20 protein-coding genes and 1 other RNA gene are annotated in these 20,387 nt (G+C 51.7%); 1 reads left to right on the top strand and 20 read right to left on the bottom strand.

Features of this window, described 5'->3' with window-relative positions; all coding sequences use genetic code 11:
• Positions 1 to 13: 13 nt before the first annotated feature.
• Entirely contained in the window at positions 14 to 1,102 is a 1,089-nt protein-coding gene (locus tag B0W44_RS05840) for a serine hydrolase (protein WP_077719199.1), read from the top strand.
• 54 nt (positions 1,103 to 1,156) lie between these two features.
• On the opposite strand, the gene rnpB is transcribed toward B0W44_RS05840, so the two are convergent.
• From rnpB to B0W44_RS05740, 20 genes are all read right to left on the bottom strand, one after another.
• Positions 1,157 to 1,629: RNase P RNA component class A (rnpB, locus tag B0W44_RS05835), an RNA gene on the bottom strand.
• 85 nt (positions 1,630 to 1,714) lie between these two features.
• The gene (locus B0W44_RS05830; protein ID WP_077719198.1) at positions 1,715 to 2,824 is read right to left on the bottom strand and encodes a Nif3-like dinuclear metal center hexameric protein; all 1,110 of its coding nucleotides are present in this window, start codon (positions 2,822 to 2,824) and stop codon (positions 1,715 to 1,717) included.
• Positions 2,764 to 3,534 (bottom strand): tRNA (adenine(22)-N(1))-methyltransferase, encoded by a 771-nt coding sequence (locus B0W44_RS05825; RefSeq protein WP_169835441.1) that lies wholly within the window; start codon positions 3,532 to 3,534, stop codon positions 2,764 to 2,766. Before B0W44_RS05825 ends, B0W44_RS05830 begins: the two co-directional genes overlap by 61 nt.
• Before the next feature lie 34 nt (positions 3,535 to 3,568).
• Entirely contained in the window at positions 3,569 to 4,354 is a 786-nt protein-coding gene (locus tag B0W44_RS05820) for a M1 family aminopeptidase (RefSeq protein WP_169835440.1), read from the bottom strand.
• Positions 4,351 to 5,049 carry a gluzincin family metallopeptidase gene (locus B0W44_RS05815; protein ID WP_077719195.1) on the bottom strand — a complete coding sequence of 233 codons (699 nt, stop codon included), beginning with the start codon at positions 5,047 to 5,049 and terminating at the stop codon, positions 4,351 to 4,353. Before B0W44_RS05815 ends, B0W44_RS05820 begins: the two co-directional genes overlap by 4 nt.
• Positions 5,050 to 5,328: 279 nt before the next feature.
• On the bottom strand, positions 5,329 to 6,438 hold the full coding sequence (gene rpoD / locus B0W44_RS05810; RefSeq protein WP_077719194.1) for an RNA polymerase sigma factor RpoD: 1,110 nt from the start codon (positions 6,436 to 6,438) through the stop codon (positions 5,329 to 5,331).
• On the bottom strand, positions 6,439 to 7,194 hold the full coding sequence (locus tag B0W44_RS05805) for a hypothetical protein (RefSeq protein WP_077719193.1): 756 nt from the start codon (positions 7,192 to 7,194) through the stop codon (positions 6,439 to 6,441). It lies immediately after the preceding gene.
• Complete coding sequence (dnaG, locus tag B0W44_RS05800) at positions 7,173 to 8,279, bottom strand: DNA primase (protein WP_077719192.1); 1,107 nt, start codon at positions 8,277 to 8,279, stop codon at positions 7,173 to 7,175. The genes B0W44_RS05805 and dnaG overlap by 22 nt, the downstream gene beginning before the upstream one ends.
• 175 nt (positions 8,280 to 8,454) lie before the next feature.
• On the bottom strand, positions 8,455 to 9,459 hold the full coding sequence (locus tag B0W44_RS05795; RefSeq protein ID WP_228441559.1) for a deoxyguanosinetriphosphate triphosphohydrolase: 1,005 nt from the start codon (positions 9,457 to 9,459) through the stop codon (positions 8,455 to 8,457).
• A gap of 90 nt (positions 9,460 to 9,549) precedes the next feature.
• Complete coding sequence (locus B0W44_RS05790; protein ID WP_077719191.1) at positions 9,550 to 10,380, bottom strand: pyruvate, water dikinase regulatory protein; 831 nt, start codon at positions 10,378 to 10,380, stop codon at positions 9,550 to 9,552.
• The gene (locus B0W44_RS05785) at positions 10,377 to 11,018 is read right to left on the bottom strand and encodes a transcriptional regulator CcpN (protein WP_077721272.1); all 642 of its coding nucleotides are present in this window, start codon (positions 11,016 to 11,018) and stop codon (positions 10,377 to 10,379) included. The genes B0W44_RS05790 and B0W44_RS05785 overlap by 4 nt, the downstream gene beginning before the upstream one ends.
• 112 nt (positions 11,019 to 11,130) lie before the next feature.
• Entirely contained in the window at positions 11,131 to 13,218 is a 2,088-nt protein-coding gene (gene glyS / locus B0W44_RS05780) for a glycine--tRNA ligase subunit beta (protein WP_077719190.1), read from the bottom strand.
• Positions 13,211 to 14,095, bottom strand: a complete 885-nt coding sequence (glyQ, locus tag B0W44_RS05775) for a glycine--tRNA ligase subunit alpha (RefSeq protein ID WP_077719189.1) — start codon at positions 14,093 to 14,095, stop codon at positions 13,211 to 13,213. The genes glyS and glyQ overlap by 8 nt, the downstream gene beginning before the upstream one ends.
• 336 nt (positions 14,096 to 14,431) lie before the next feature.
• Positions 14,432 to 15,196 (bottom strand): DNA repair protein RecO, encoded by a 765-nt coding sequence (gene recO / locus B0W44_RS05770; protein ID WP_077719188.1) that lies wholly within the window; start codon positions 15,194 to 15,196, stop codon positions 14,432 to 14,434.
• Positions 15,197 to 15,220: 24 nt separating this feature from the next.
• Positions 15,221 to 15,364: a YqzL family protein gene (locus B0W44_RS05765; RefSeq protein ID WP_077719187.1), complete on the bottom strand. Its 144-nt coding sequence runs from the start codon at positions 15,362 to 15,364 to the stop codon at positions 15,221 to 15,223.
• Positions 15,365 to 15,453: 89 nt separating this feature from the next.
• Positions 15,454 to 16,359: a GTPase Era gene (era, locus tag B0W44_RS05760; protein WP_077719186.1), complete on the bottom strand. Its 906-nt coding sequence runs from the start codon at positions 16,357 to 16,359 to the stop codon at positions 15,454 to 15,456.
• On the bottom strand, positions 16,340 to 16,750 hold the full coding sequence (locus B0W44_RS05755; protein WP_077719185.1) for a cytidine deaminase: 411 nt from the start codon (positions 16,748 to 16,750) through the stop codon (positions 16,340 to 16,342). The genes era and B0W44_RS05755 overlap by 20 nt, the downstream gene beginning before the upstream one ends.
• A gap of 191 nt (positions 16,751 to 16,941) precedes the next feature.
• Complete coding sequence (locus B0W44_RS05750) at positions 16,942 to 17,628, bottom strand: diacylglycerol kinase family protein (RefSeq protein WP_169835438.1); 687 nt, start codon at positions 17,626 to 17,628, stop codon at positions 16,942 to 16,944.
• A gap of 154 nt (positions 17,629 to 17,782) precedes the next feature.
• On the bottom strand, positions 17,783 to 18,247 hold the full coding sequence (gene ybeY, locus B0W44_RS05745) for an rRNA maturation RNase YbeY (RefSeq protein ID WP_077719183.1): 465 nt from the start codon (positions 18,245 to 18,247) through the stop codon (positions 17,783 to 17,785).
• Positions 18,248 to 20,383 (bottom strand): HD family phosphohydrolase, encoded by a 2,136-nt coding sequence (locus B0W44_RS05740; protein ID WP_169835437.1) that lies wholly within the window; start codon positions 20,381 to 20,383, stop codon positions 18,248 to 18,250.
• Positions 20,384 to 20,387 lie beyond the last annotated feature (4 nt).

Raw genomic sequence — 20,387 nt, 5'->3', positions numbered from 1 at the left:
AAGGGGACGGAATGTGTTTGGCGTATTGGTGACTGTAACGTTCATTCTCATTTTTATAATCGGAATTCCCTTTTATTTAAAAGCAAAAGATTTAAAAAAAGACGAGACAGACGTGTTAAATTTCGTAAGAGAACACCCTGACAAGTGCTCGCTCTACCTGATAGAGAACGATGAAACAGTCATCGATTATCACTCTGAAAAATTAATGCCACTCGCCAGCAGTGTCAAAATCATCGTAGCCGTTGAATTTTCAAAACAGGTGGTGGACGGTCGACTTGACCCAAACCAAATGATCAGCCTATCTGAATTAGATAAATTTTACATACCTCGCACAGATGGCGGAGCACACGATAAATGGTTGCAGAGCTTGGGAGACAATGTCGTTGACGGCCACGTCAGCCTGTATGACGTAGCGAGCGGCATGATACAGTTCAGCTCCAATGCGAACACGGAATTTTTGATTGACCTGTTAGGGGTCGACAACATTAACGCCAGGATGAAACTGCTGGGAATCGAAGATCACAGCGACATCTACTATTTTACGTCTTCCTTTTTGTTGCCGGCAGCGATGAAACACGAAAAAAAACTGTCTAATGCAGAAACGATTCACCTGATTAACAGCATGGATCGCGAACAATACGGCTCGTACTGCAAAAAAATCCATCAACAACTGAGGGATGAACGGGACCAGCTCCTAAACCACCTCGAAAAACACTTACACAATCCAAAATTTGAAAGGATTATATCAGACCGTTTACCCGCATCAACGGCGAAAGAATACGCTTTATTAATGAACAAGATCCATAGTGAATCAATCTTATCCGGAGAAGGGCTATCCGTTTTACGCCACTTACTGGAAAGTCATTCTTACCGTTCAGACAAAATTTTGAGAATAGGGGCAAAAGGCGGGAGTACGCGGTATGTGGCAACGATTGCTTTGTATGCGGAGAGAGTCGACAACCACCGATATGCCCTCGCTTTTTTTGTTCACGATCCAGACGGCGTTGAGATAACGTGGGTGCAACAAAAGTTTTCGCTGTTTGTAAAAAAACTCTTAGAAGATCGACAGTTTAAGGCCAAAGTACAATCCCAACTCGTTTAATTAATCGCCTTGATTCAAAAAAGACGGCTGCATCGCCGCCTTTTTTCCCTGGCTACGGGAAGTAAACCGTAAGCCGAGTTCTGTTCTCCAGCGGTACTCGTGCACTTCCTTCGTGCTCCCGCAAGTGGAGTGGTAATCATCTATCTAGGCTTTTGCATTGCTGCAAAGCTCAAGCGACCTACCCGGAATCGCTGCGGGCCACAGCTGCGACTCGAGAAGTCGCTGATTCCCTACTAGGTCTTGCTCCAGGTGGGGTTTACCTAGCCAGCATGTCTCCATGCTGCTGGTGCGCTCTTACCGCACCGTTGCACCCTTACTTGAGTATTCACAAGCATTCGGTTGTCGGAAACTCATCCGGCTAACGATCGAGTCTCCACGTTGGCGTGAATACTCAAGCGGTTTGTTTCTGTGGCACTTTCCTTGGAGTCGCCTCCACCGGCTGTTAACCGGCACCCTGCCCTGTGGAGCTCGGACTTTCCTCCCGCGGATCCTTGCGGATGTCCGCCGGCGATTACCTGGTTTACTTCCCGCTAAAACAGCAGTTATGAGTATACCACGATCCCCTCTGTCGTACAAGGCCATTTTGTTGGGATTACGCGCACATTTTGACAGTCACACGTAACGAAACGGATTTGTGTTCACTGTCGACAAGATAACGACTGTTTTCGTTTTCGCAATCGCTTCTGACAAACGCTTTTGCATCGGCTCAAGGGCGATGTGTTCGACGTGGTGACCCGGATCAATGAGGGCGATTCCCTCTGCCAGAGCGTCCTGTGCCGTGTGAAAGTCAATATCTCCCGTGATGTAGACGTCCGCCCTTTCCCTGACAGCGTCTTTTAAATATTTTGAACCCATGCCTCCCATTACGGCGACACGGCGAATACTCCGCTCGGGATGGCCGACAACGCGCAGTGCCGGCAGCTCAAATGTCCGTTTTACCTTTTCGGCTAACTCACCGAGTGTCACCGCTTGTTCAAGTTTGCCGACGCGGCCCAGCCCGTACGTTTCGCCTTTTAAATCGAGGGGGTATACATCGTACGCCACTTCCTCGTACGGATGTGCCTCCAGCATCGCTTCAATGACGTTTTGCTCGTCATCTTCGGTCACTACCGTCTCAATGCGGACCTCGTTTACTTTTTCCAACGTTCCCTGTTTTCCGATAAAAGGAGTGGAGCCTTCCATCGGTTGAAACGTGCCTGTCCCCGACAGGTTGAACGTACAGTGACTGTAGTTTCCGATCCACCCGGCGCCAGCTTCTCCCAACACTTGAAGCAGGCGGTCGTGGTACTGTTCCGGGACAAAGACGACGAGCTTTTTCAGCTTCTGGAACTTTACCGGTGACAGCACGCGCTTTTCTTTAAGGCCTAGAGCTTCAGCCATGACGTCATTCACACCGCCGTGCGCGATGTCCCAGTTCGTATGGGCGATGTAGACGGCGATGTCGTGTTTGATCAGCTTTTCGTACAGACGCCCTTTGAGCGTATCGGTGCGAAGGGAACGAACGGGACGAAATAGGACGGCATGGTGGGCAATAATGAGGTCGACATGCTGACGAACCGCCTCCTCCACGACTTCCGGCGTAACGTCTAACGCGAGCATCACTTTTTTTATTTCTTTCCGCAGGGTCCCCACCTGTAATCCGATGGGATCGTCTTTTACCGCTAAATGTGGCGGGACGAACTGTTCGAAGATGCGGACGATGTGTTCGCCCTGGGCAAACATAAGATCAGCTCCTTCCAATTTTGAATCCGGTTCTCCACTTCAGAACGCCTTTCGCTACCTTCCGGGATTTGATCCAAAATGCGTTCCCATTTCTCGATTTCTCTCTCACACTTTTGGCGCAGAAGCGGATGTCTCCTCCGCCAGAGCAGCGGCCCGATCTCCAGCAAAAAGGAGAGCGGGGCATCGGAATGAGCGTCCACGTAAGGGAGTGTCGGCTTTCCCGGCTCTGCTACCAAAATGTCATAAAAATGACCGTTCTCGAATACGAGTTCTTCATCGGTCAGCTGCCATCCCTCGTCCATCATCCACCGCCGCACTTTTTGTGCCACACTGTTTGGCTGCAGCACGAGGCGCTTAGTCTGCTTCAGGACGTCCTTTCCGCGGGACAAAATGTCTGCGATCAGCGCCCCTCCCATTCCGGCTACGACAACGGTTGCCACTTCACCTGGTTTGACGACTGTTAAACCGTCGCCGTGCCGTACGCTGATTCGCCCACCCAGTCCGTACTTTTTTACGTGGCGGCGGGCCATTCGGTACGGTCCTTCATTCACTTCTACTGCAACAGCTGTTGGAACGAAGTCGTTCGCCACTAAGTAACAGGGCAGCAAAGCGTGGTCTGTTCCGATGTCCGCTACTGGCGCGTTTTCCAGTACCCGGTGCGCCGTCTCCAGCAAACGCTTGGATGTCAGCAAGCCGCCTCTCCCTTTCAAACCGTGTTCCCCTTTATTATAACGGATGGACGTCTCATTTAAAGTACAGCCACTGATTGAAGAACGGCTCTAGATCTTTGCCGCTCACCTCACTGGCGACTCGCATAAAATCTTCCGTCGTCGCCGTTTTGCCCCGGTATTGGTCAAAGTACGCGTGTAGGATGTCCACCACTTTCTCCAAACCGATTTGTTCGCTCAAATCCCACAACATGGCAGCCGGGCGGACGTACACCATCAGTGCGTACAGCTGTTCCGGATAGGCGTATACCGGTTGGACGACAGTCAACCCTTTTTTGGCGTGTACTTGTTCACTGCTCATCACTGCCTTCTTGAACAACGGTTGCTCTGGTCGTCCTTCGACTTCACTCATGTACAGCGATTCAGAGAAAGTCGTCAACCCCTCGTCCAGCCACGGTTCTTTCACCTGATTGTTTCCGACCATTCCGTACCACCACTGGTGCGCCAATTCGTGAACAACGACGTTCACGGCGGCCTCTTCGCCGTCTCGAGTGGAAACGCGGTCTAATGACGTCACGAGACCGGGGTACTCCATTCCGGCAATGCCATGTCCGCTTTCCCCCAACACGACATCCACTTCGGGATAGGCGTATGGGCCAAATTTCTCATTAAAAAAATGCAGGCCTTTTTGGGCTGCGGCCAACAACTCGTCCACGACGTCCTCCATCTCCTGTCGGTACCAGACGTTTACGTCCGTATTCCCCACTTTACCCCTCTTGACTTTGTAGTCTTTCGTAATCACAACGGCAAAATCACGGACGTTCTGTTGGGCCAAACGAACGGTGGAAGATGAGCCCTTCAAAGGGTCGTCAGCACTGCTAATGACACGGTATCCGCGGGGACCTTGAGGGACACTGTGTAGTCCGCCATATCAGTGTAAAACGGATCGCCGATCGTCGTGTACGGATCCGTGTGCCAACCGTCATCGTCGTAAACCGCCAACATCGGGTACCACTGGGCCAAAAACGCCGTGTTGTCCACGTGGTTTAAGCGCATGGCTCCAGTGGGGAGCTTAACGGAGAAGTCCATCTCTACCTCTGCTTTTTTCCCCTTTGCGAGAGGTTGCGGCAACTCGAGTGTCATAAGCGTCTTCTCGATTTTCGGTTTGATGGCCTTGCCGTTGACACGGACGTGATCCACTTCGATGTGTCCTTCCGTTTCAGGTGCAGCGGCTTTGTTGAACGCCCAGTCGCGAAACGCGTTCGGAAACAGGTGAAAATACACCTTCTCCCATTTTGGGGCATCGTGATTCGGGATGTGAACGTGCAACTTGCCGTCTACAGAACGGGACGACTCGTCGTAACGCGCATCAATACGGTAATGGGTGCGCTCTTCTTCAGAGGTGACTGCGCTATATTCCTTATCGCTTACGACATCCACCATCGCCGACTGACTTTCTTGCTCTTCTTTTGGTTCAGACGGATGCCAGAGGCTTACCATGGCCATAAACAAACAAAACGCTCCAACGGAGAGGGACAAGTAGTAACGCTTTTTCATCGAGCAAACCCCCACTTTTAGATTCCTTTATTAGCATGTACAGAAAAAGCGGGGTTACTCCTTCGCGGTGTGACCTATTTTCTGTTAACGCTTCCAACGAATTATACGCAATTTTGGCAACGATTCCTCTCTATATGGCGTTTTTCTTCCGTTTACTCCGTCTCGTTCCATTTGCAAGCGTGACAAAAAAGCGATACAATTTGCTTAGAAAGCGGTCCCAAACTCCGTTCTAACAAAAAATTAACGACACTTTGTGATACAAGTGTCGTTAGGAAGCCGTTATTCTAAAAAGTCTTTCAACCGTTTACTGCGACTTGGGTGACGCAGTTTACGCAGTGCCTTTGCTTCGATTTGGCGGATGCGCTCACGCGTCACACCGAATACTTTGCCCACTTCCTCCAGTGTACGCGTGCGCCCGTCATCCAATCCAAAGCGCAAGCGAAGGACATTCTCTTCACGTTCTGTCAAAGTGTCCAGCACGTCTTCTAACTGCTCTTTCAGCAATTCATAAGCAGCTGCATCTGCCGGAGCCAAAACATCCTGGTCTTCGATGAAATCACCGAGGTGTGAATCGTCCTCTTCCCCGATGGGCGTCTCCAGCGATACCGGTTCTTGGGCAATCTTGATGATCTCCCGTACTTTGTCCGGCGTCAGATCCATCTCTTCCGCAATTTCTTCAGGGGTCGGCTCGCGCCCCAACTCTTGCAGAAGCTGACGGGATACGCGAATCAATTTATTAATCGTTTCAACCATGTGGACGGGAATGCGAATCGTACGCGCTTGATCGGCAATAGCCCGCGTGATAGCCTGCCGGATCCACCACGTCGCATAAGTGCTGAATTTGAACCCTTTATCGTAATCGAATTTTTCAACGGCCTTGATCAAGCCCATGTTCCCTTCTTGGATCAAGTCGAGGAACAACATCCCACGGCCGACGTATCGTTTGGCGATACTGACGACGAGTCGCAAATTAGCCTCAGCGAGACGCCGTTTGGCCTCTTCGTCACCCTGCTCGATGCGTTTTGCCAATTCAATTTCTTCTTCCGCCGTCAAGAGGGGGACGCGTCCAATTTCTTTCAAGTACATGCGGACCGGATCGTTAATTTTCACCCCCGGCGGAACACTCAAGTCATCGTCCAGGAGATCTTCCTCGTCCTCTGCTTGGTGGTTGAGGATGTCGTCTTCGTCGTTCGTAACGTCTATGCCTTGTTCACTTAAAAACTCAAAAAACTCATCCACTTGTTCCGAATCCTGTTCGAAGGGAGAGAGCTGATCCATCACTTCTTTATAAGTGAGTGCTCCACGCTTTTTACCCACATTGAGTAAGTGTTCCTTCACTTGCTCAAGGGACATGTCACCTTCAGACCCTGTATTTTGATCGTTTGCCAATTAAGTTCCCTCCTTCCTTAGTTTCAACACCTGCTCCAAACGAATCAGGTCTTGAGCGTTTTTCACAGCCTCCGCCGAGTTTCCGGCTTGTTCGGCTAATCTCACTTGACGCCGCTTTGCCTCGATTTCCATTAGTAGCGGATAAATGCGAATTTGTCTGACGTAATCGTCAATTTCGTGTTCAGGGACATCTTCCCGCACATCGGACATCGCTAGCTGAGAGGCTGTCTGTTTTAGCGATTCGTCAGGCAGAGAGCGGATAAATCGTCCAGGATCCGCTGGATTCCCTTCTGCGTAATAAGCGTATAGATAAGCTGCAAGCGCTGCGTACTTGTCAACGTTGAAGGCACTGCCAACTTCCTTTTCAATCCGCTGAGCCAGATTGGCGTCACGCATCATGAGCGCGATCAATTGGCGTTCGGCATTGTAGTGTGCCGGTTGCAACTCTTGTTCTGCGACCATATGTTTGGGTATTCTCCTATTATTCCACTCCCCCCCAGGTTTATCCCCTCGTTGTTTGTTTTTTTTGCGCCGGTAATAGATCCGCCGCTGTTCGATTTTAACGGCGTCAAAGGACAAATCGTAGTTTTGGGCAAGCTGCCGCAAGTAGTGATCCCGTTCCACTGCCGTTGGCAGATCTGTAATGATCTCCAGCGCTTTTTCCACCATTTTTAACTTCTGGTCCTCGTCTTTTAAATCGACCCCTTTTTCGAGATTTCGCAGCTTAAATGCTGTTAACGGAATGGCTGCCGCCATAATGTTTTGCCGAAACGCCTCCCCCCGTATTGCCGAATGTAATCATCGGGATCTGTGTTTGAAGGCATCTGGGCGACTTTTACCGAACAACCTTGTTTCTTGAGCACATCCAACCCCCTCAAGGCCGCATCTTCTCCTGCACTGTCCGCGTCAAAACAAATAATGACATTTTCGCTGTTACGCCTAATGAGAAGCGCCTGTTCTTCTGTCAACGACGTCCCCAGCGAAGCTACGCAATGGTGAATGCCTGCCTGCCATGCGGTAATGACATCGACATACCCTTCAAACAACACAACTTCCTGTTTTTGACGGATCGCTTTTCTCGCACGATGTAAGTTAAAAAGGGTGCGGCTCTTGTTGAACAAAGGTGTTTCCGGGCTGTTCAAGTACTTCGGTTCCCCTTCTCCGATGACTCTTCCCCCAAAACCGATCACCCTGCCTTGCGTGTCGTGAATCGGAAACATGAGCCGTTGCCGAAAACGATCGTAGGACCCGCGGCCGTTTTGTCTAGGCATCACTAAACCAGCTTCCTGTAAAACGGCCTCGTCGATTCCGCGCCGCGTTAAAAAGCGCCATAAACTGTCCCACGAACCAGGGGCAAAACCGAGTTGGAACTCTTCTTGAACTTTCGGAGAAAAGGCACGTGATGCAACGTAATCACGAGCCTTCGTTCCGTAGACACTCTCCTGGAGTACGTAGCGGTAAAACTTAGCTGCGAGGTCAAGGGCTTCTAGTATTTTGCTTTTTTTCCGCCTCGCGTGCGAAACATCTCCTTCTGCTTCGTTTTGATCCGGTATGGCAATGCCGACCTCGTTCGCTATCTCACGTACTGCCTCGGCAAATGTCAAATTTTCCAAATTCATCTTCAACGTATAGATGTCCCCGCCAGCACCACAACCGAAACAGTGAAAAATCTGTTTTTCCGGATCAACCGAGAAAGACGGGGTCCTTTCCGAATGAAAGGGACACAAACCGAAGTAGTAACGCCCTTTTTTCTTCAAGTGGACGTATCTACCTGCCAAATCTAAGATGTCGCACTCATCCCGGATGCGTTCGACGATCTCGTCGGGAATAAACCCCGCCATCCTGAGATCACCCTCAAACGTTTTTACGAATCAGACTCATTCGGCAAAATTCGTCAAATTCCTGCCCATAAACGGTCTAGTAATATGTTCTACAAAAGCTTTCGACTTCCTGCTAGAATAGACATGTTTTAATTATGCGAATTTTGTCGGAAATACCGGATGGGCATGCGCTTTTTTAAAGGAAAGCCCACGGCTTAGGCAGTGTCAACTGACGGTACAAGTTGATTAAGTAGCGGTCCGTCATCCCGGCGACAAAGTCTTTCACCGTTTCCTCAATAGGTTGGTCTTCGGTATAATATGAGTAAAATTGTCGCAACTGCTCCGGTCTCGTAGTAAAATAGCGGTAGACGTAAGCCACGATTTCTTTCGCTTTGTTTTCGTCTCTTTTAGCTTCAGAATCGAGGTACACGTTCTTAAACAAAAACGACCGCAGTTCGTTTAACGCTTCGCTCACTTCTTTCGATAGTCGAATTTCCCCCGTTCCCTCGCTCGTTAAAATGACGTCTGAAACCAACGTGTGGATGCGTGCACCGTGCGTTTCTCCAAGCACGGAGATACACTCTTTTGGCAAGTCTTCACCGCTTAAGATGCCGCTGCGAACGGCGTCGTCGATGTCGTGATTGACATAGGCGATTCGGTCGGCAATTTTCACGATCCGACCTTCCAACGTGCTGGCATCGTGCTTCCCCGTGTGGTGGAGGATTCCGTCACGCACTTCCCACGTTAAGTTTAACCCTGTGCCGCCTTCCAGTTTTTCAACCACCCGCACACTTTGTTCATTGTGACGAAATCCCCCGGGGTGAATGTTGTTCAGCACTTCTTCTCCTGCGTGTCCAAAAGGGGGGTGCCCTAAGTCGTGACCCATGCAAATCGCTTCTGTCAAGTCTTCATTCAGCCGCAGCCCTCTGGCAATAGTGCGCGAAATTTGCGCCACTTCTAGCGTATGGGTCAAACGGGTGCGGTAGTGGTCCCCCTCCGGTATAATGAACACTTGCGTTTTTTGCTTCAACCGCCTAAACGCCCGAGAGTGAATGATGCGGTCCCGATCCCGCTGAAATTCGGTCCGAATCGGGCACGGCTCGATCGGGCGGTCGCGGCCACGGGATTCGGAACTGAGACAGGCGTACTCGGACAAATGTTCACGCTCCCACTGCTCCGTTCTTTGACGAATCCCTATCACCTCTCTCCCCGTTGGAAACTAAAACCATTGTTATAGTATACGCGACCGGGTCGAAAAAATCCTGCTTATTTCCCTGACATTTGCTTACGCCTAACGGGTTCGCCCCTGTCGAATCAGGTCGAGAATCATGTTGGCTGTCTCCTCAACGGCCTTTGTCGACACATTGATGACGGTACATCCGAGGCGTTTCATCACCCGATCAGAATATTCGAGTTCGTGCTGAATGCGTTCGACACTCGCATAGTTGGCGTCAGACGTTAGACCGAGGGCCTTCAACCGCTCACGGCGAATGCGGTTCAAGTGTGACGCTTCAATCGTCAACCCGATAATCTTTTTGTGCGAAATGCGAAAAAGTTCTTCCGGCGGCTCCACTTCTGGAACGAGGGGAACGTTCGCCACTTTCAGTCGTTTGTGCGCCAAGTACATGGAGAGCGGCGTCTTCGACGTGCGCGAAACGCCGATGAGGACGACGTCGGCATGCAACAGTCCGCGCGGGTCGCGGCCGTCGTCGTATTTGACTGCAAACTCTATCGCTTCCACTCTGCGGAAGTAATCCTCGTCGAGCTTGCGCACAAGACCCGGTTCTCTCCTCGGAGGGCGGTTGTAGGCAGATTCCAAGGCCGTGAGCATCGGCCCCATGATATCGACGTAACGCACATTTCGTTCGTCTGCTTGTTCTATTAGGTACTGTTGCAGTTCCGGTATGACGATCGTAAAGGCAATCATCGCTCCGTCCTCTTGAGCTGCCTGTACAATTTCGTCAATAGCTTCTTGACTGTCGACGTAAGGGACACGGCGAACTTGTACATCGCCGCCGTTAAATTGGCTGGCCGCGGCACGAACGACGAATTCCGCCGTCTCCCCAATGGAATCCGAAATGACATAGACGATCGGTGACTGTAAAGCTTTTTCATCCGTCATACGGTCTCCCGTCCCTCCCCTAATTCAACGAACGCTTTAGTAATGGTTGTCTTCGTGATACGCCCCACCACTTCCAACTGATCGCTGTCTTTTTCAGCCGGTTTGACGACCGGCAGGGAATCCACCTGATACTGTATGATTTTTGAAGCGGCATCAAACAGCGATTCCTCCGGGAAACACGTCACGATGTTCGGCATGCGCGTCATGACGACACTGACCGGCACCGCGTTTAAGTCTTGTTTGCCCATGGAGGACTTGAGCAGATCCTTACGCGAACACACTCCTGAAAGAATTGCGCCTTCACGTACGATGTACAGCGTCCCGACGTCCTCCAAAAACATGTTGCAGATCGCTTCGTAAACGGATGCTTCTTCCGTCATGACGACTGGAACAGCTTTATAATCTTTTACTTTCATTTGGCGAATCCGCTGGGCGAACAACTGGTCTCTCGTTTTTCCCGCGTAGTAGTACCCGACGCGGGGACGGGCTTCCAAAAAACCCGACATCGTTAAAATCGCCAAGTCCGGGCGCAGCGTCGCTCGCGTTAAATTTAAATGTTCCGCGATCAGTTCGCCCGTGATCGGCCCCTTCTCTTTGACGATCTCGATGATTTTCTGCTGTCGCTTGGATAATTCGATGTTTCCCACCACCCTTAACGGTCGACCCCCGTGCGGGGATCACACCTATCATTCTCATCGTCATCCTGTTTGAGCACGCGTGCAAGGGCAGCCGCTCACGCCGCGTGCGACCTCATGCGAACACGATTTCGTTGAAGTGTGCAAACTGGCGAGTCAAACGAGACACAGCTTGCAACAGGGCGAGGCGGTTCGCACGGATCTCGGCATCGTCGACCATGACCATCACTTCGTCAAAAAACGTGTGAATGGCATCTTCCATTGAGGCGATGGCGTCATACATGTCGTCAATTCGCCCGTTTTCCTCACCCGCCTTGAAACGCTGCAAAGCGCGACGGTAAGCGTCTGTCAGTTGGCTTTCGGCTTTTTCCCGGTTGAGGGCGTCGTTGAACGCCAACCGTCTGCCCCCCGCTTTTGCCGCCAAGTTTTCCACTCGGGTGAAGGCTTCAACCGTTCGCTTAAACGCCGGGTCGGACACGCGCTCCATCAAGAGCTCCGCTTTTGCGACGACACCTTGCACATGGGAGACGCCGCTTTTCAGGACGGCGTCGATGACGTCATAGCGCACGTGTTTACTTTGCAGTATATGTTTTAAGCGCAGTTGGAAGAAATCAAAAAGTTCCTGCACCACTTCATGCTTCGGACGGGCCAACTTGTCCCGGGCCTCCAATTCGTCAAGGGCGGCATCGAATAACTTATCCAGTATGAGGGGCAAGTCTAACTCCAGTATGACCTGTGTAATGCCGGCAGCCTGTCTCCTTAACGCGTAAGGATCTTGTGACCCTGTCGGCACGATGCCGATCCCAAAACAGGCGGCAATCGTATCGATTTTGTCAGCCAGCCCGACAACAATGCCGGTTTTTGTCACCGGGAGATCGTCTCCTGCGAAACGGGGCAAGTAATGTTCGAAAATCCCCTTGGCGACCTCAGGTTCTTCCCCTGCAATCCGGGCGTACTCTTCACCCATTTTGCCCTGGAGCTCGGAAAACTCAGCCACCATGTGGGTCTCCAAATCGAACTTGCACAGTTCAGCCGTTCGTTCTATTTGAGCCTTCGTCCGTTGATCCGCGCCTAGCCAGTCTGCCAGCTTTCGTGCGACAGCCTCGATCCGGCGAACTTTGTCTGCCACGGTTCCCAACTTTTCGTGAAACACAACGTGCTTCAGCTTTTCATTGAAAAAGGAGGGCGACCGCTTCTGATCTTCTCGGTAGAAGAAACGGGCATCTGCCAAGCGCGCCCGCAGCACTTTTTCATTCCCCTTGGCCACTGTGTCCAGTGACGTGTCGTCACCGTTTCGGACCGTCACAAAGTGGGGCAACAACTTTCCCTCTTGCGACTTAACGGGAAAATAGCGCTGGTGTTCCCGCATAGACGTGATCAACACGTCGTCCGGCACTTCCAGAAAAGCCGGATCAAAGGAACCGGAAACAGCTGTCGGATATTCCACCAAGTACGTCACTTCTTCTAGTAACTGACGTTCAACGGGAATGCTCCAGCCGTTTTCGTCAGCTATTTTCTGCAACTCTTCCCGTATGCGTTGTTTCCGTTCTTCCGGATCGGCGATGACATAGCCACGGCGCAGTGTTTCTTTGTAATCGGAAGCGATCTCCAGCGCCATTGACGTCCCGAGAAATCGGTGTCCGTATGTGACATTCCCCGACGATACCCCGGCGATTGTAACGGGAATCACTTCATTCCCGTACAGGGCAACGAGCCAGCGAATGGGACGTACGAAGCGCACTGAGTGCGAGCCCCAGCGCATCGTTTTGTGAAAGGAAAGAGACGTGACGATGTGCTCTAATCCTTCTTTCAACAACCGATCAGTGGCTTGTCCCCTCTGTTCCTTCCGCGCAAAGACGTACGTCTCACCTTTGTGTTCCCTGAAAAACAAATGTTCCGTCGAGACGCCCTTCCCCCGGGCAAAACCGAGAGCCGCTTTTGTCCAGGCGCCATTTTCATCCACGGCAATTCGCTTCGCCGGCCCCCTAAACTCTTCGTTCAACGCATCCTGTTCTTCTTCTACGCCGTAAACGAGGGCAGCTATCCTTCGCGGCGTCCCGTACCAGTCTGCCCGGTCGTAACGAATCCGCTGTTCGTCCAACCACCCGACCAACTTCTCTTTAAGTTGCAAAGCGGCAGGAGCCACAACTTGTGCGGGCATTTCTTCCGTTCCGACTTCGATCAGTAAATCGCGCTTAGCCACGGACGCTCTCCCCTTTCAAGAGCGGAAACCCCAACTGCTTCCGGGAATCGTAGTACGTTTGGGCACAGCGCCGAGCCAACTGGCGCACGCGGGAAATGTAACCGGTACGTTCTGTCACACTGATCGCCCCTTGCGCGTCGAGCAAATTAAACGTGTGGGAACACTTCAGTACGTAATCGTAAGCAGCGTACACGAGATCGGCTTCGAGGGCCCGCTGTGCCTCTTTCTCATACATGCTGAACATGTCGAACAACGCACGACTATCTGCAATCTCAAACGTGTATTTCGAATGTTCGAACTCGGGCTGCTTAAACACGTCGGCATACGTCACACCGTCGACCCACACGAGGTCAAAGACGCTTTCTTTATTCTGTATGTAAGACGCCAGTCTCTCCAAGCCGTACGTAATTTCTGCCGACACCGGATTTGCGTCGAGGCCGCCGACTTGTTGGAAGTACGTAAACTGCGTAATCTCCATCCCATCCAGCCACACTTCCCACCCGAGCCCCCACGCCCCTAACGTCGGGGCTTCCCAGTTGTCTTCGACAAAGCGGATGTCATGATGCTCAGGTTTAATGCCCAATGCTTGCAAGCTGTCGAGATAAAGGTCTTGAACGTCGTCTGGGGACGGTTTTAAAATGACTTGATACTGGTGGTGTTGATAAAGGCGGTTTGGGTTCTCACCGTAACGCCCGTCCCCTGGCCTGCGCGACGGTTCCACATAGGCCACATTCCACGGTTCGGGGCCGATGGACCGCAAAAACGTTAACGGACTCATCGTCCCCGCCCCCTTTTCCACATCGTACGGCTGCATAATGACACAGTTCTGTTTCGCCCAAAATGAGTGTAGTGTCAAGATCATGTCCTGAAAGTTCATCTTTTTCGTGCAGAGCTGACATTCTCTCTGTCACCTCTGCACGTCTTCACCTGCCTTTCCGTCTATTCCATCGCAAAACTCCCGTCCCTACGCTGCGACACCCTTCACAACGTAGGGACGGGAGTTTTTCCCGCGGTTCCACCCTACTTGGTACGCCGACGGCATACCCTCTTCTTCACTCATCGGTTGCTCCAGGCCGCCGTTCACCGGGCTAGGGACCAGGCTTGCACTCTCCCCGGCTCGCTTCCACCCATCACCGTCGGTTACTCCTGCCGTTCACAGCAACACACATGATTTTCTGTTATTAAAGAAGTTTACTCATTTCAGCGGAAGTTGTCAAATGGTTCGAGGATTGTGTTCCTCGAACGCTTTCATCTGATTTAAGACGTCTCGGGACTTCAAGCGGAGGTCAGTGTGGTAGTCGGTATAGTCATACATCACTCGCTCCAGCAAATCTTTCGTCTCTTGTTTGACGCGAATTTCACCTATGCGGTTAATGTCAAAGTGGAGAAACAACCGCAACAGCCTCGCTGCGGAAGTTGAGAGGCTCAAAACCGGTTCTTCCGGAAGGCGACAGTCTTGACAGAGGATCCCCCCTTTGGCCACACTAAAGTAAAACGGCTTGTCTTCTTCCCCACAATGGAGACATTGATCCAATTGCGGGCGGTATCCCGCAACACTTAACATCTTTAATTCAAATATGCGACACAAAATGTCCGCATCTTTCCCTTCTTCTAAGTAAGAGAACGTCTTTGACAACAAATGGAAAACGTAAGGGTTCACTTCCTTTTCCAAGGTGAGTTTATCTGTCAGTTCCGCCATGTACGCCGCGTAGGACATGTTGAGAACGTCTTGTCTGAGGGCATGGTGAGACTCGATCACCTCTCCCTGGCTTAACGTCCCCATCCCCGATCCAGCAAAAAATTGGTACTGACCGTGTGTCAACACTTGCGTGACAAAACTTAATCGGCTCTTCGTCTTCTTGACACCGCGCGCCATGACCGCGATTTTTCCAAATTCACGCGTGTAGAGTACGATCACTTTATGAGATTCTCCGTAATCGCGCGCGCGGATGACGATTCCTTCCGCTTTTGTCAACATCGCCTTCTCTTCCCTCTGTCCGGTCTACCGCTCCCTACTGCTCACCTTTTCCTCCTGATCTGGGGGAGTGTGCTCTTCCTGAAAATCGATATTGTCGGAAGCCTTGTACAACAAATACGCGTCAATGTCTCCGGTCAGCGAAAAGACGTACCAAGAAAAATTCCGCATGCTGTCGCATCCCTCCCATTTTTACTTGCAATGATTAGGATGAGACGCTTCAGCCAGCCCTATCCCTTGGAAATAATGTCAGGTATAAATTAATCTTCCCGGTAGCCGAAGCGGCGCAGTGCGTGTTCTTCATTGCGCCAGTCTTTTTTCACCTTCACCCACAAGTCTAAGTATACAGGCGAGCCCAACAGACGTTCAATGTCCTGCCGGGCTTCTCTCCCGACCTCTTTCAGCATCTTCCCCTGTTTACCGATGATAATTCCCTTTTGTGAGGGCCGTTCTGTATACACCGTCGCCCGGACGTAGACCGTGCCCTTCGCGTCGTCGCGTTGTTCCATGTCTTCGATGACGACTGCAATGGAGTGGGGCACTTCTTCGTGCGTTTTGTGCAATATTTTTTCGCGAATTAATTCACACACGATAAACTGTTCAGGGTGATCCGTCAACTGATCGTCTGGATAGTATTTCGGTCCCTCTGGCAAGCGCTCGTAAATCTGTTCGACCAGTGTCCGGACGTTGTTGCCGTTTAAAGCTGAAATTGGGATGACTTCCTGGAACTCGAGTTCTTTTCGAAACTGATCAATAAACGGGAGCAGGCGCTCGGGGTGTACGCGGTCAATTTTGTTCACGACGAGGAAGACTGGCGTCTCCACTTTTTTCAACACATCGGCGATAAATCGGTCCCCCGGCCCCATCTCTTCTTCTACATCGACAATCCAGCAAACGACGTCCACTTCCTGCAGCGTGTTCATCGACACCTTGACCATGTAATCTCCCAGTCGAGATTTCGGCTTATGGATGCCCGGTGTATCGAGAAACACTATCTGGCCGCGTTCATCCGTGTGCACACCGTGAATGCGGTTGCGCGTCGTCTGTGGCTTGTTCGACATAATCGCCACTTTTTGTCCGAGAATCGCATTCAACAACGTCGACTTGCCGACATTCGGCCGTCCAATTAAGGCGACGAATCCGGATTTAACGTTCTCGTTTCCCATACAGCGCCTCCTGGTCGAAAACGTAAGGTAACAATTCCTTCACCGTCGTCTCCAAAGTTTTCCCCGCCAAATTGGCCAGGTATACGGTCAACTCCGGCGGACATAACTCGGCCATCACTTGGCGACAAGCACCGCAAGGGGTAATCGGCCCCAATGTGTTCCCCACGACGGCAAGAGCCCGGAAGTCCCTCTCGCCTTCGGACACTGCTTTGAACAATACCGTTCGTTCAGCGCAGGTCGTCAATCCGTACGACGCGTTTTCAATATTGCATCCCGTTACAATTTGGCCCGTTTGAGTCAGCAGAGCTGCTCCTACGGCGAAGTTTGAATAGGGTACGTACGCCTGTTGTCTCGCCGCTGTGGCCGCTTCAATTAATGCCTTCAACGCCATCACCTGTTTCCTTTCAGAGTCGCGCACATCCCACCCAGCGGCACCGATACGCGCCTGCTGAGATCTGGGCATGTTTAATTCCCAGAAAACGTGACCTTCGAGGTCACTGCCTTGGTGCTCATGCTTCCCTCTGCTGTCTCAGATGAGCACACCGTTTGTCGTTCATGGTCTTTTCGAATGACTCTTTAGGGTTAAGTCAGTAAAAACCCGCCGATTGTGACCGCTCCGCCCACGACGGCTCCCCATAAAACCGATCGCCAGTCCGATTGGGTCATCAACTTGCTCCCGACTAACAACAGGGAGAGAACCGTGACGAGCAGTGAAACCGTGAGATGCAACGTCATCCCCCACACGAGCAGTACGATGGATACGGCTACAGCTGTCGTCAAGCTCGGACTGCTATGCCAGGTTTGGTAGCGTGCCCAAGCTTTTAACGCAATCGTCCCGAACAAAACCACCCCCAAAATGAAGACGGCGCTAATGTCCGGGTTGTAAAATTCCGTTACGAGTGTTTGGTGCACGAGAGCGTAAACGTACGGGACAAACACAGTCATTCCGATGGCGATGGAGAGGCCAGCTGTCAGAAACACAGCGCCTGCTGCCACGTCTTTTGCGACTTTTGCCAAAGGATGAAACTCTTCAGTCGCCATGTCGACGAGGGTTTCAATAGCGGTATTAAATAATTCCGCAATCATGACGAGTGTAATGGCAATAAAGACGAGTAACGCTTCCCAGCGGTTCACGCCGAGCACGAGACTCAGGAGCATCACGCACAAGGCGATAGTGAAGTGAATGCGCATATTTCGCTGTGTGGCCAAGGTGTAGATAAGCCCTTGCAGAGCATATTGAAAGCTTTTCACAAGATTGCGCGTTGACACCCGTGCGCACCTCCCTTGCCCCATGCTAGAATCGGGGTGTGGCGCCGCTCGCTACACGTAACCGTCTTATTTCGACAGCGGTTCATTCGCCCGCGGGACAGCCCAGCAGTAGACATGACAGTTGCCTCGAATGCGCCGCAATGTGCCGCAGGTTCTACCGGTTCAAACCGAGGGACGCCAAAACTTCTTCCTGCCGTTGAAACATGCGAGTCTCTTCTTGTTCATCTTCGTGGTCGTAACCTAACAAGTGAAGAAACCCGTGTGTTGCCAAAAAACCGAGTTCGCGATCCAGCGAATGGCCGTAAGCTTCCGCTTGTTCTACGGCACGTGGCACAGAAATGACAATATCTCCGAACAAAAGGGGAATGTCGCTGTCTTCTTCAGGGCCGGGGGAGCCGCCTTCTAGCGGAAAAGACAGGACATCCGTCGGTTGATCGACGTGACGGTACTGGCGGTTCAGCTGTCGAATCGTTTCGTCGTCGACAAAGGTGACGGACACCTCTCCTTGCATTGCGCCTTCCATTTCGGCAGCCCGTTCAATGCACTGTCGAACGACGGCTTCAAATGAACCGATCGCTTGAACGGACTGTTCATTGTTCAGATGTATCTGAATCGGCATCTACGCGTGTTTCGCTCCTTTATCTTCTGAGTCGTCAGGGTATTCAATGCGGTGATGAAACGTTCCCTGCAATGTCTCTAGCATCGATTTCGCGATCGTATCCAATTCCTTTAACGTCAAATCACACTCGTCAAATTGGCCGTCTTCCAGTCTGTCCTGAATAATTTTGTGCACGAGGGCCTCAATGCGCGAAGGCGTTGGACGACTGATGGAGCGGACGGCGGCTTCCACCGAATCGGCTATACCGACAATGGCCGATTCCTTAAACTGGGCTTTTGGCCCGGGATAACGAAAGTCCTCCTCCAGTACCTGCCCGCTGTCATCCAGTTTCACCGCTTTATGGTAAAAATATTTCAGAAGTGTCGTTCCATGATGCTGTGCGGCGATGTCCTGAATCGGTTTCGGAATGTTGGCCTCACGCAAAATGTCTACCCCGTCCCGGGTGTGGTTAATGATAATCGTTTTACTTAAGTGTGGCGAAATTTTGTCGTGCGGATTCTCGCTGTTCACTTGATTTTCTATGAAAAACTGTGGCCGTTTCGTCTTCCCCAGGTCGTGGTAAAAAGCGCCGACACGGGCGAGCAAACCGTCAGCGCCGATCGCTTCCGCTGCACTTTCCGCCAGGTTCCCCACAATGACGCTGTGATGGTACGTCCCGGGGGCTTCAATGAGCAACTTGCGCAACAAAGGTTGGTTCGGGTTCGACAGTTCAATCAGCTTCATCGGGGACAAAATGCTGAACGCGGCCTCGAAAAAAGGCAGCAGGCCGATGGTGAGGACGGCGGCCAAAAACCCTCCTCCCACGCCAAATCCGATGGACGTTAAAAACTCCTGCCACCTGAAGCCTCCCCCCGTGAGCATTTGCATCGCCGTAATTGGCGCAATGCTGACGGCGGCTGCCACGACACCCGCCTGTAAGACTGAGCTCCTGTACCTCGCCCCCGCTAACGCGAAAGCGGCGGCAGAACACATGATTAAGGTCACGAAGCCGAAGCGGTAGTCGAACAGCCCGCTCCCTTCCACATTGAACAGGACAGCTGCAACGGCGCTGAAAATGACCCCGGTGAACAGCGCGAGGCGGACGTCAATCAAAATGGCGATTAACATCGACCCGAGGGCAACGGGGGCCGCGTAACCGACAGAACTAAACTCCACACTCTGTCCCAGACTGACAATTTTCATCCCGGCCGTATTGATGAAGAGAATCATCACCAGCATGAGCAACCGTGTATTGTCTCGATGCAAGTCCTGTTTGACTTGATCAATAGAGAAGTATAAAAAAGCGAGTAACAGCATAATAAAAATGGTGAGGCCGATATACGGCCAAAGTCTCCCGGATTCGTTCAAAAGACCGAGCTCCTTCAACTGCCGGTACTGCTGTTCACTCACTTCTTCGCCTTCGTATACAATCGTGTCGCCGCGGTTGATGCGAACGGGTTCCACGCTTTCCGCTGCTGCTTCACGCATGGCAGCCGTCCTAGCTTCATCGTACACCACGTTCGTCACGATGGCCTGTCGGGCGACCTCGCGGGCGACAAAACGGGCATCGCTGCCCAGATCAGCCGTGACCAATTGCTGGTCCACGCGATTGCGGGCCTCTTCTAATCCCGATTCGTCGACACCGCCGTTCATCACGTCTTGTACAATGTTTCGCGTCGTCGACTGTGTTTGCACCAGTTCATCTGCAGAAATGCGCGCGAGCCTCTTGAGCGTTTCATCCGAAAGGTCAAACGGTTGCCGGTCTCGAATGTTCTCCACGCGCTCCTCTTCTGAGAGGGAGTCATCTTCGGCGTTCCGCCTGGCGTCGAGGAACAACCGGTTAATTTTTTCCACCTGTTCGTCTGTCACTTGCTCGTCTGTTTTGTACTGTCTTGGCACCGCTCGCGCTGCCTCTTTTTTGGCCTGTTCTGTCGCAACCTGATCAATGCGATCCACTGGTGCCACGATCGTCTCAGGACTGATGGAACCGACTTTTACGTCGTAACGTTCAGGAAGGACACTCCCCATCAGCAAGCTGTACATACACAGTCCCAACACGGCGTAAAGCAAAAACTTGACCCGTGAACTCGTATTCCAGTAACCCGGTATGCGCCATTCTCGAATGCCTTGCAACCAATTCCTTTTTTTGCCGTTCATCTGT

Origin of the sequence: Novibacillus thermophilus, from assembly GCF_002005165.1 — a bacterium.
GTDB lineage: Bacteria > Bacillota > Bacilli > Thermoactinomycetales > Novibacillaceae > Novibacillus > Novibacillus thermophilus.
Note: the sequence above shows the minus strand (reverse complement) of the source record. Positions and strands in the feature narration are given on the sequence as shown.

Bases quoted from the DNA above. Each gene is read 5' to 3' on its own strand.
- B0W44_RS05830 (WP_077719198.1), bottom strand. From the start codon at position 2,824: ATGTTTGCCCAGGGCGAACACATCGTCCGCATCTTCGAACAGTTCGTC.
- B0W44_RS05815 (WP_077719195.1), bottom strand. From the start codon at position 5,049: ATGAAAAAGCGTTACTACTTGTCCCTCTCCGTTGGAGCGTTTTGTTTG.
- B0W44_RS05805 (WP_077719193.1), bottom strand. From the start codon at position 7,194: ATGGCGGCAGCCATTCCGTTAACAGCATTTAAGCTGCGAAATCTCGAA.
- dnaG (WP_077719192.1), bottom strand. From the start codon at position 8,279: ATGGCGGGGTTTATTCCCGACGAGATCGTCGAACGCATCCGGGATGAG.
- B0W44_RS05790 (WP_077719191.1), bottom strand. From the start codon at position 10,380: ATGACGGATGAAAAAGCTTTACAGTCACCGATCGTCTATGTCATTTCG.
- glyQ (WP_077719189.1), bottom strand. From the start codon at position 14,095: ATGAACTTTCAGGACATGATCTTGACACTACACTCATTTTGGGCGAAA.
- recO (WP_077719188.1), bottom strand. From the start codon at position 15,196: ATGTTGACAAAAGCGGAAGGAATCGTCATCCGCGCGCGCGATTACGGA.
- B0W44_RS05765 (WP_077719187.1), bottom strand. From the start codon at position 15,364: ATGCGGAATTTTTCTTGGTACGTCTTTTCGCTGACCGGAGACATTGAC.
- era (WP_077719186.1), bottom strand. From the start codon at position 16,359: ATGGGAAACGAGAACGTTAAATCCGGATTCGTCGCCTTAATTGGACGG.
- B0W44_RS05755 (WP_077719185.1), bottom strand. From the start codon at position 16,750: ATGGCGTTGAAGGCATTAATTGAAGCGGCCACAGCGGCGAGACAACAG.
- ybeY (WP_077719183.1), bottom strand. From the start codon at position 18,247: ATGCCGATTCAGATACATCTGAACAATGAACAGTCCGTTCAAGCGATC.
- B0W44_RS05740 (WP_169835437.1), bottom strand. From the start codon at position 20,383: ATGAACGGCAAAAAAAGGAATTGGTTGCAAGGCATTCGAGAATGGCGC.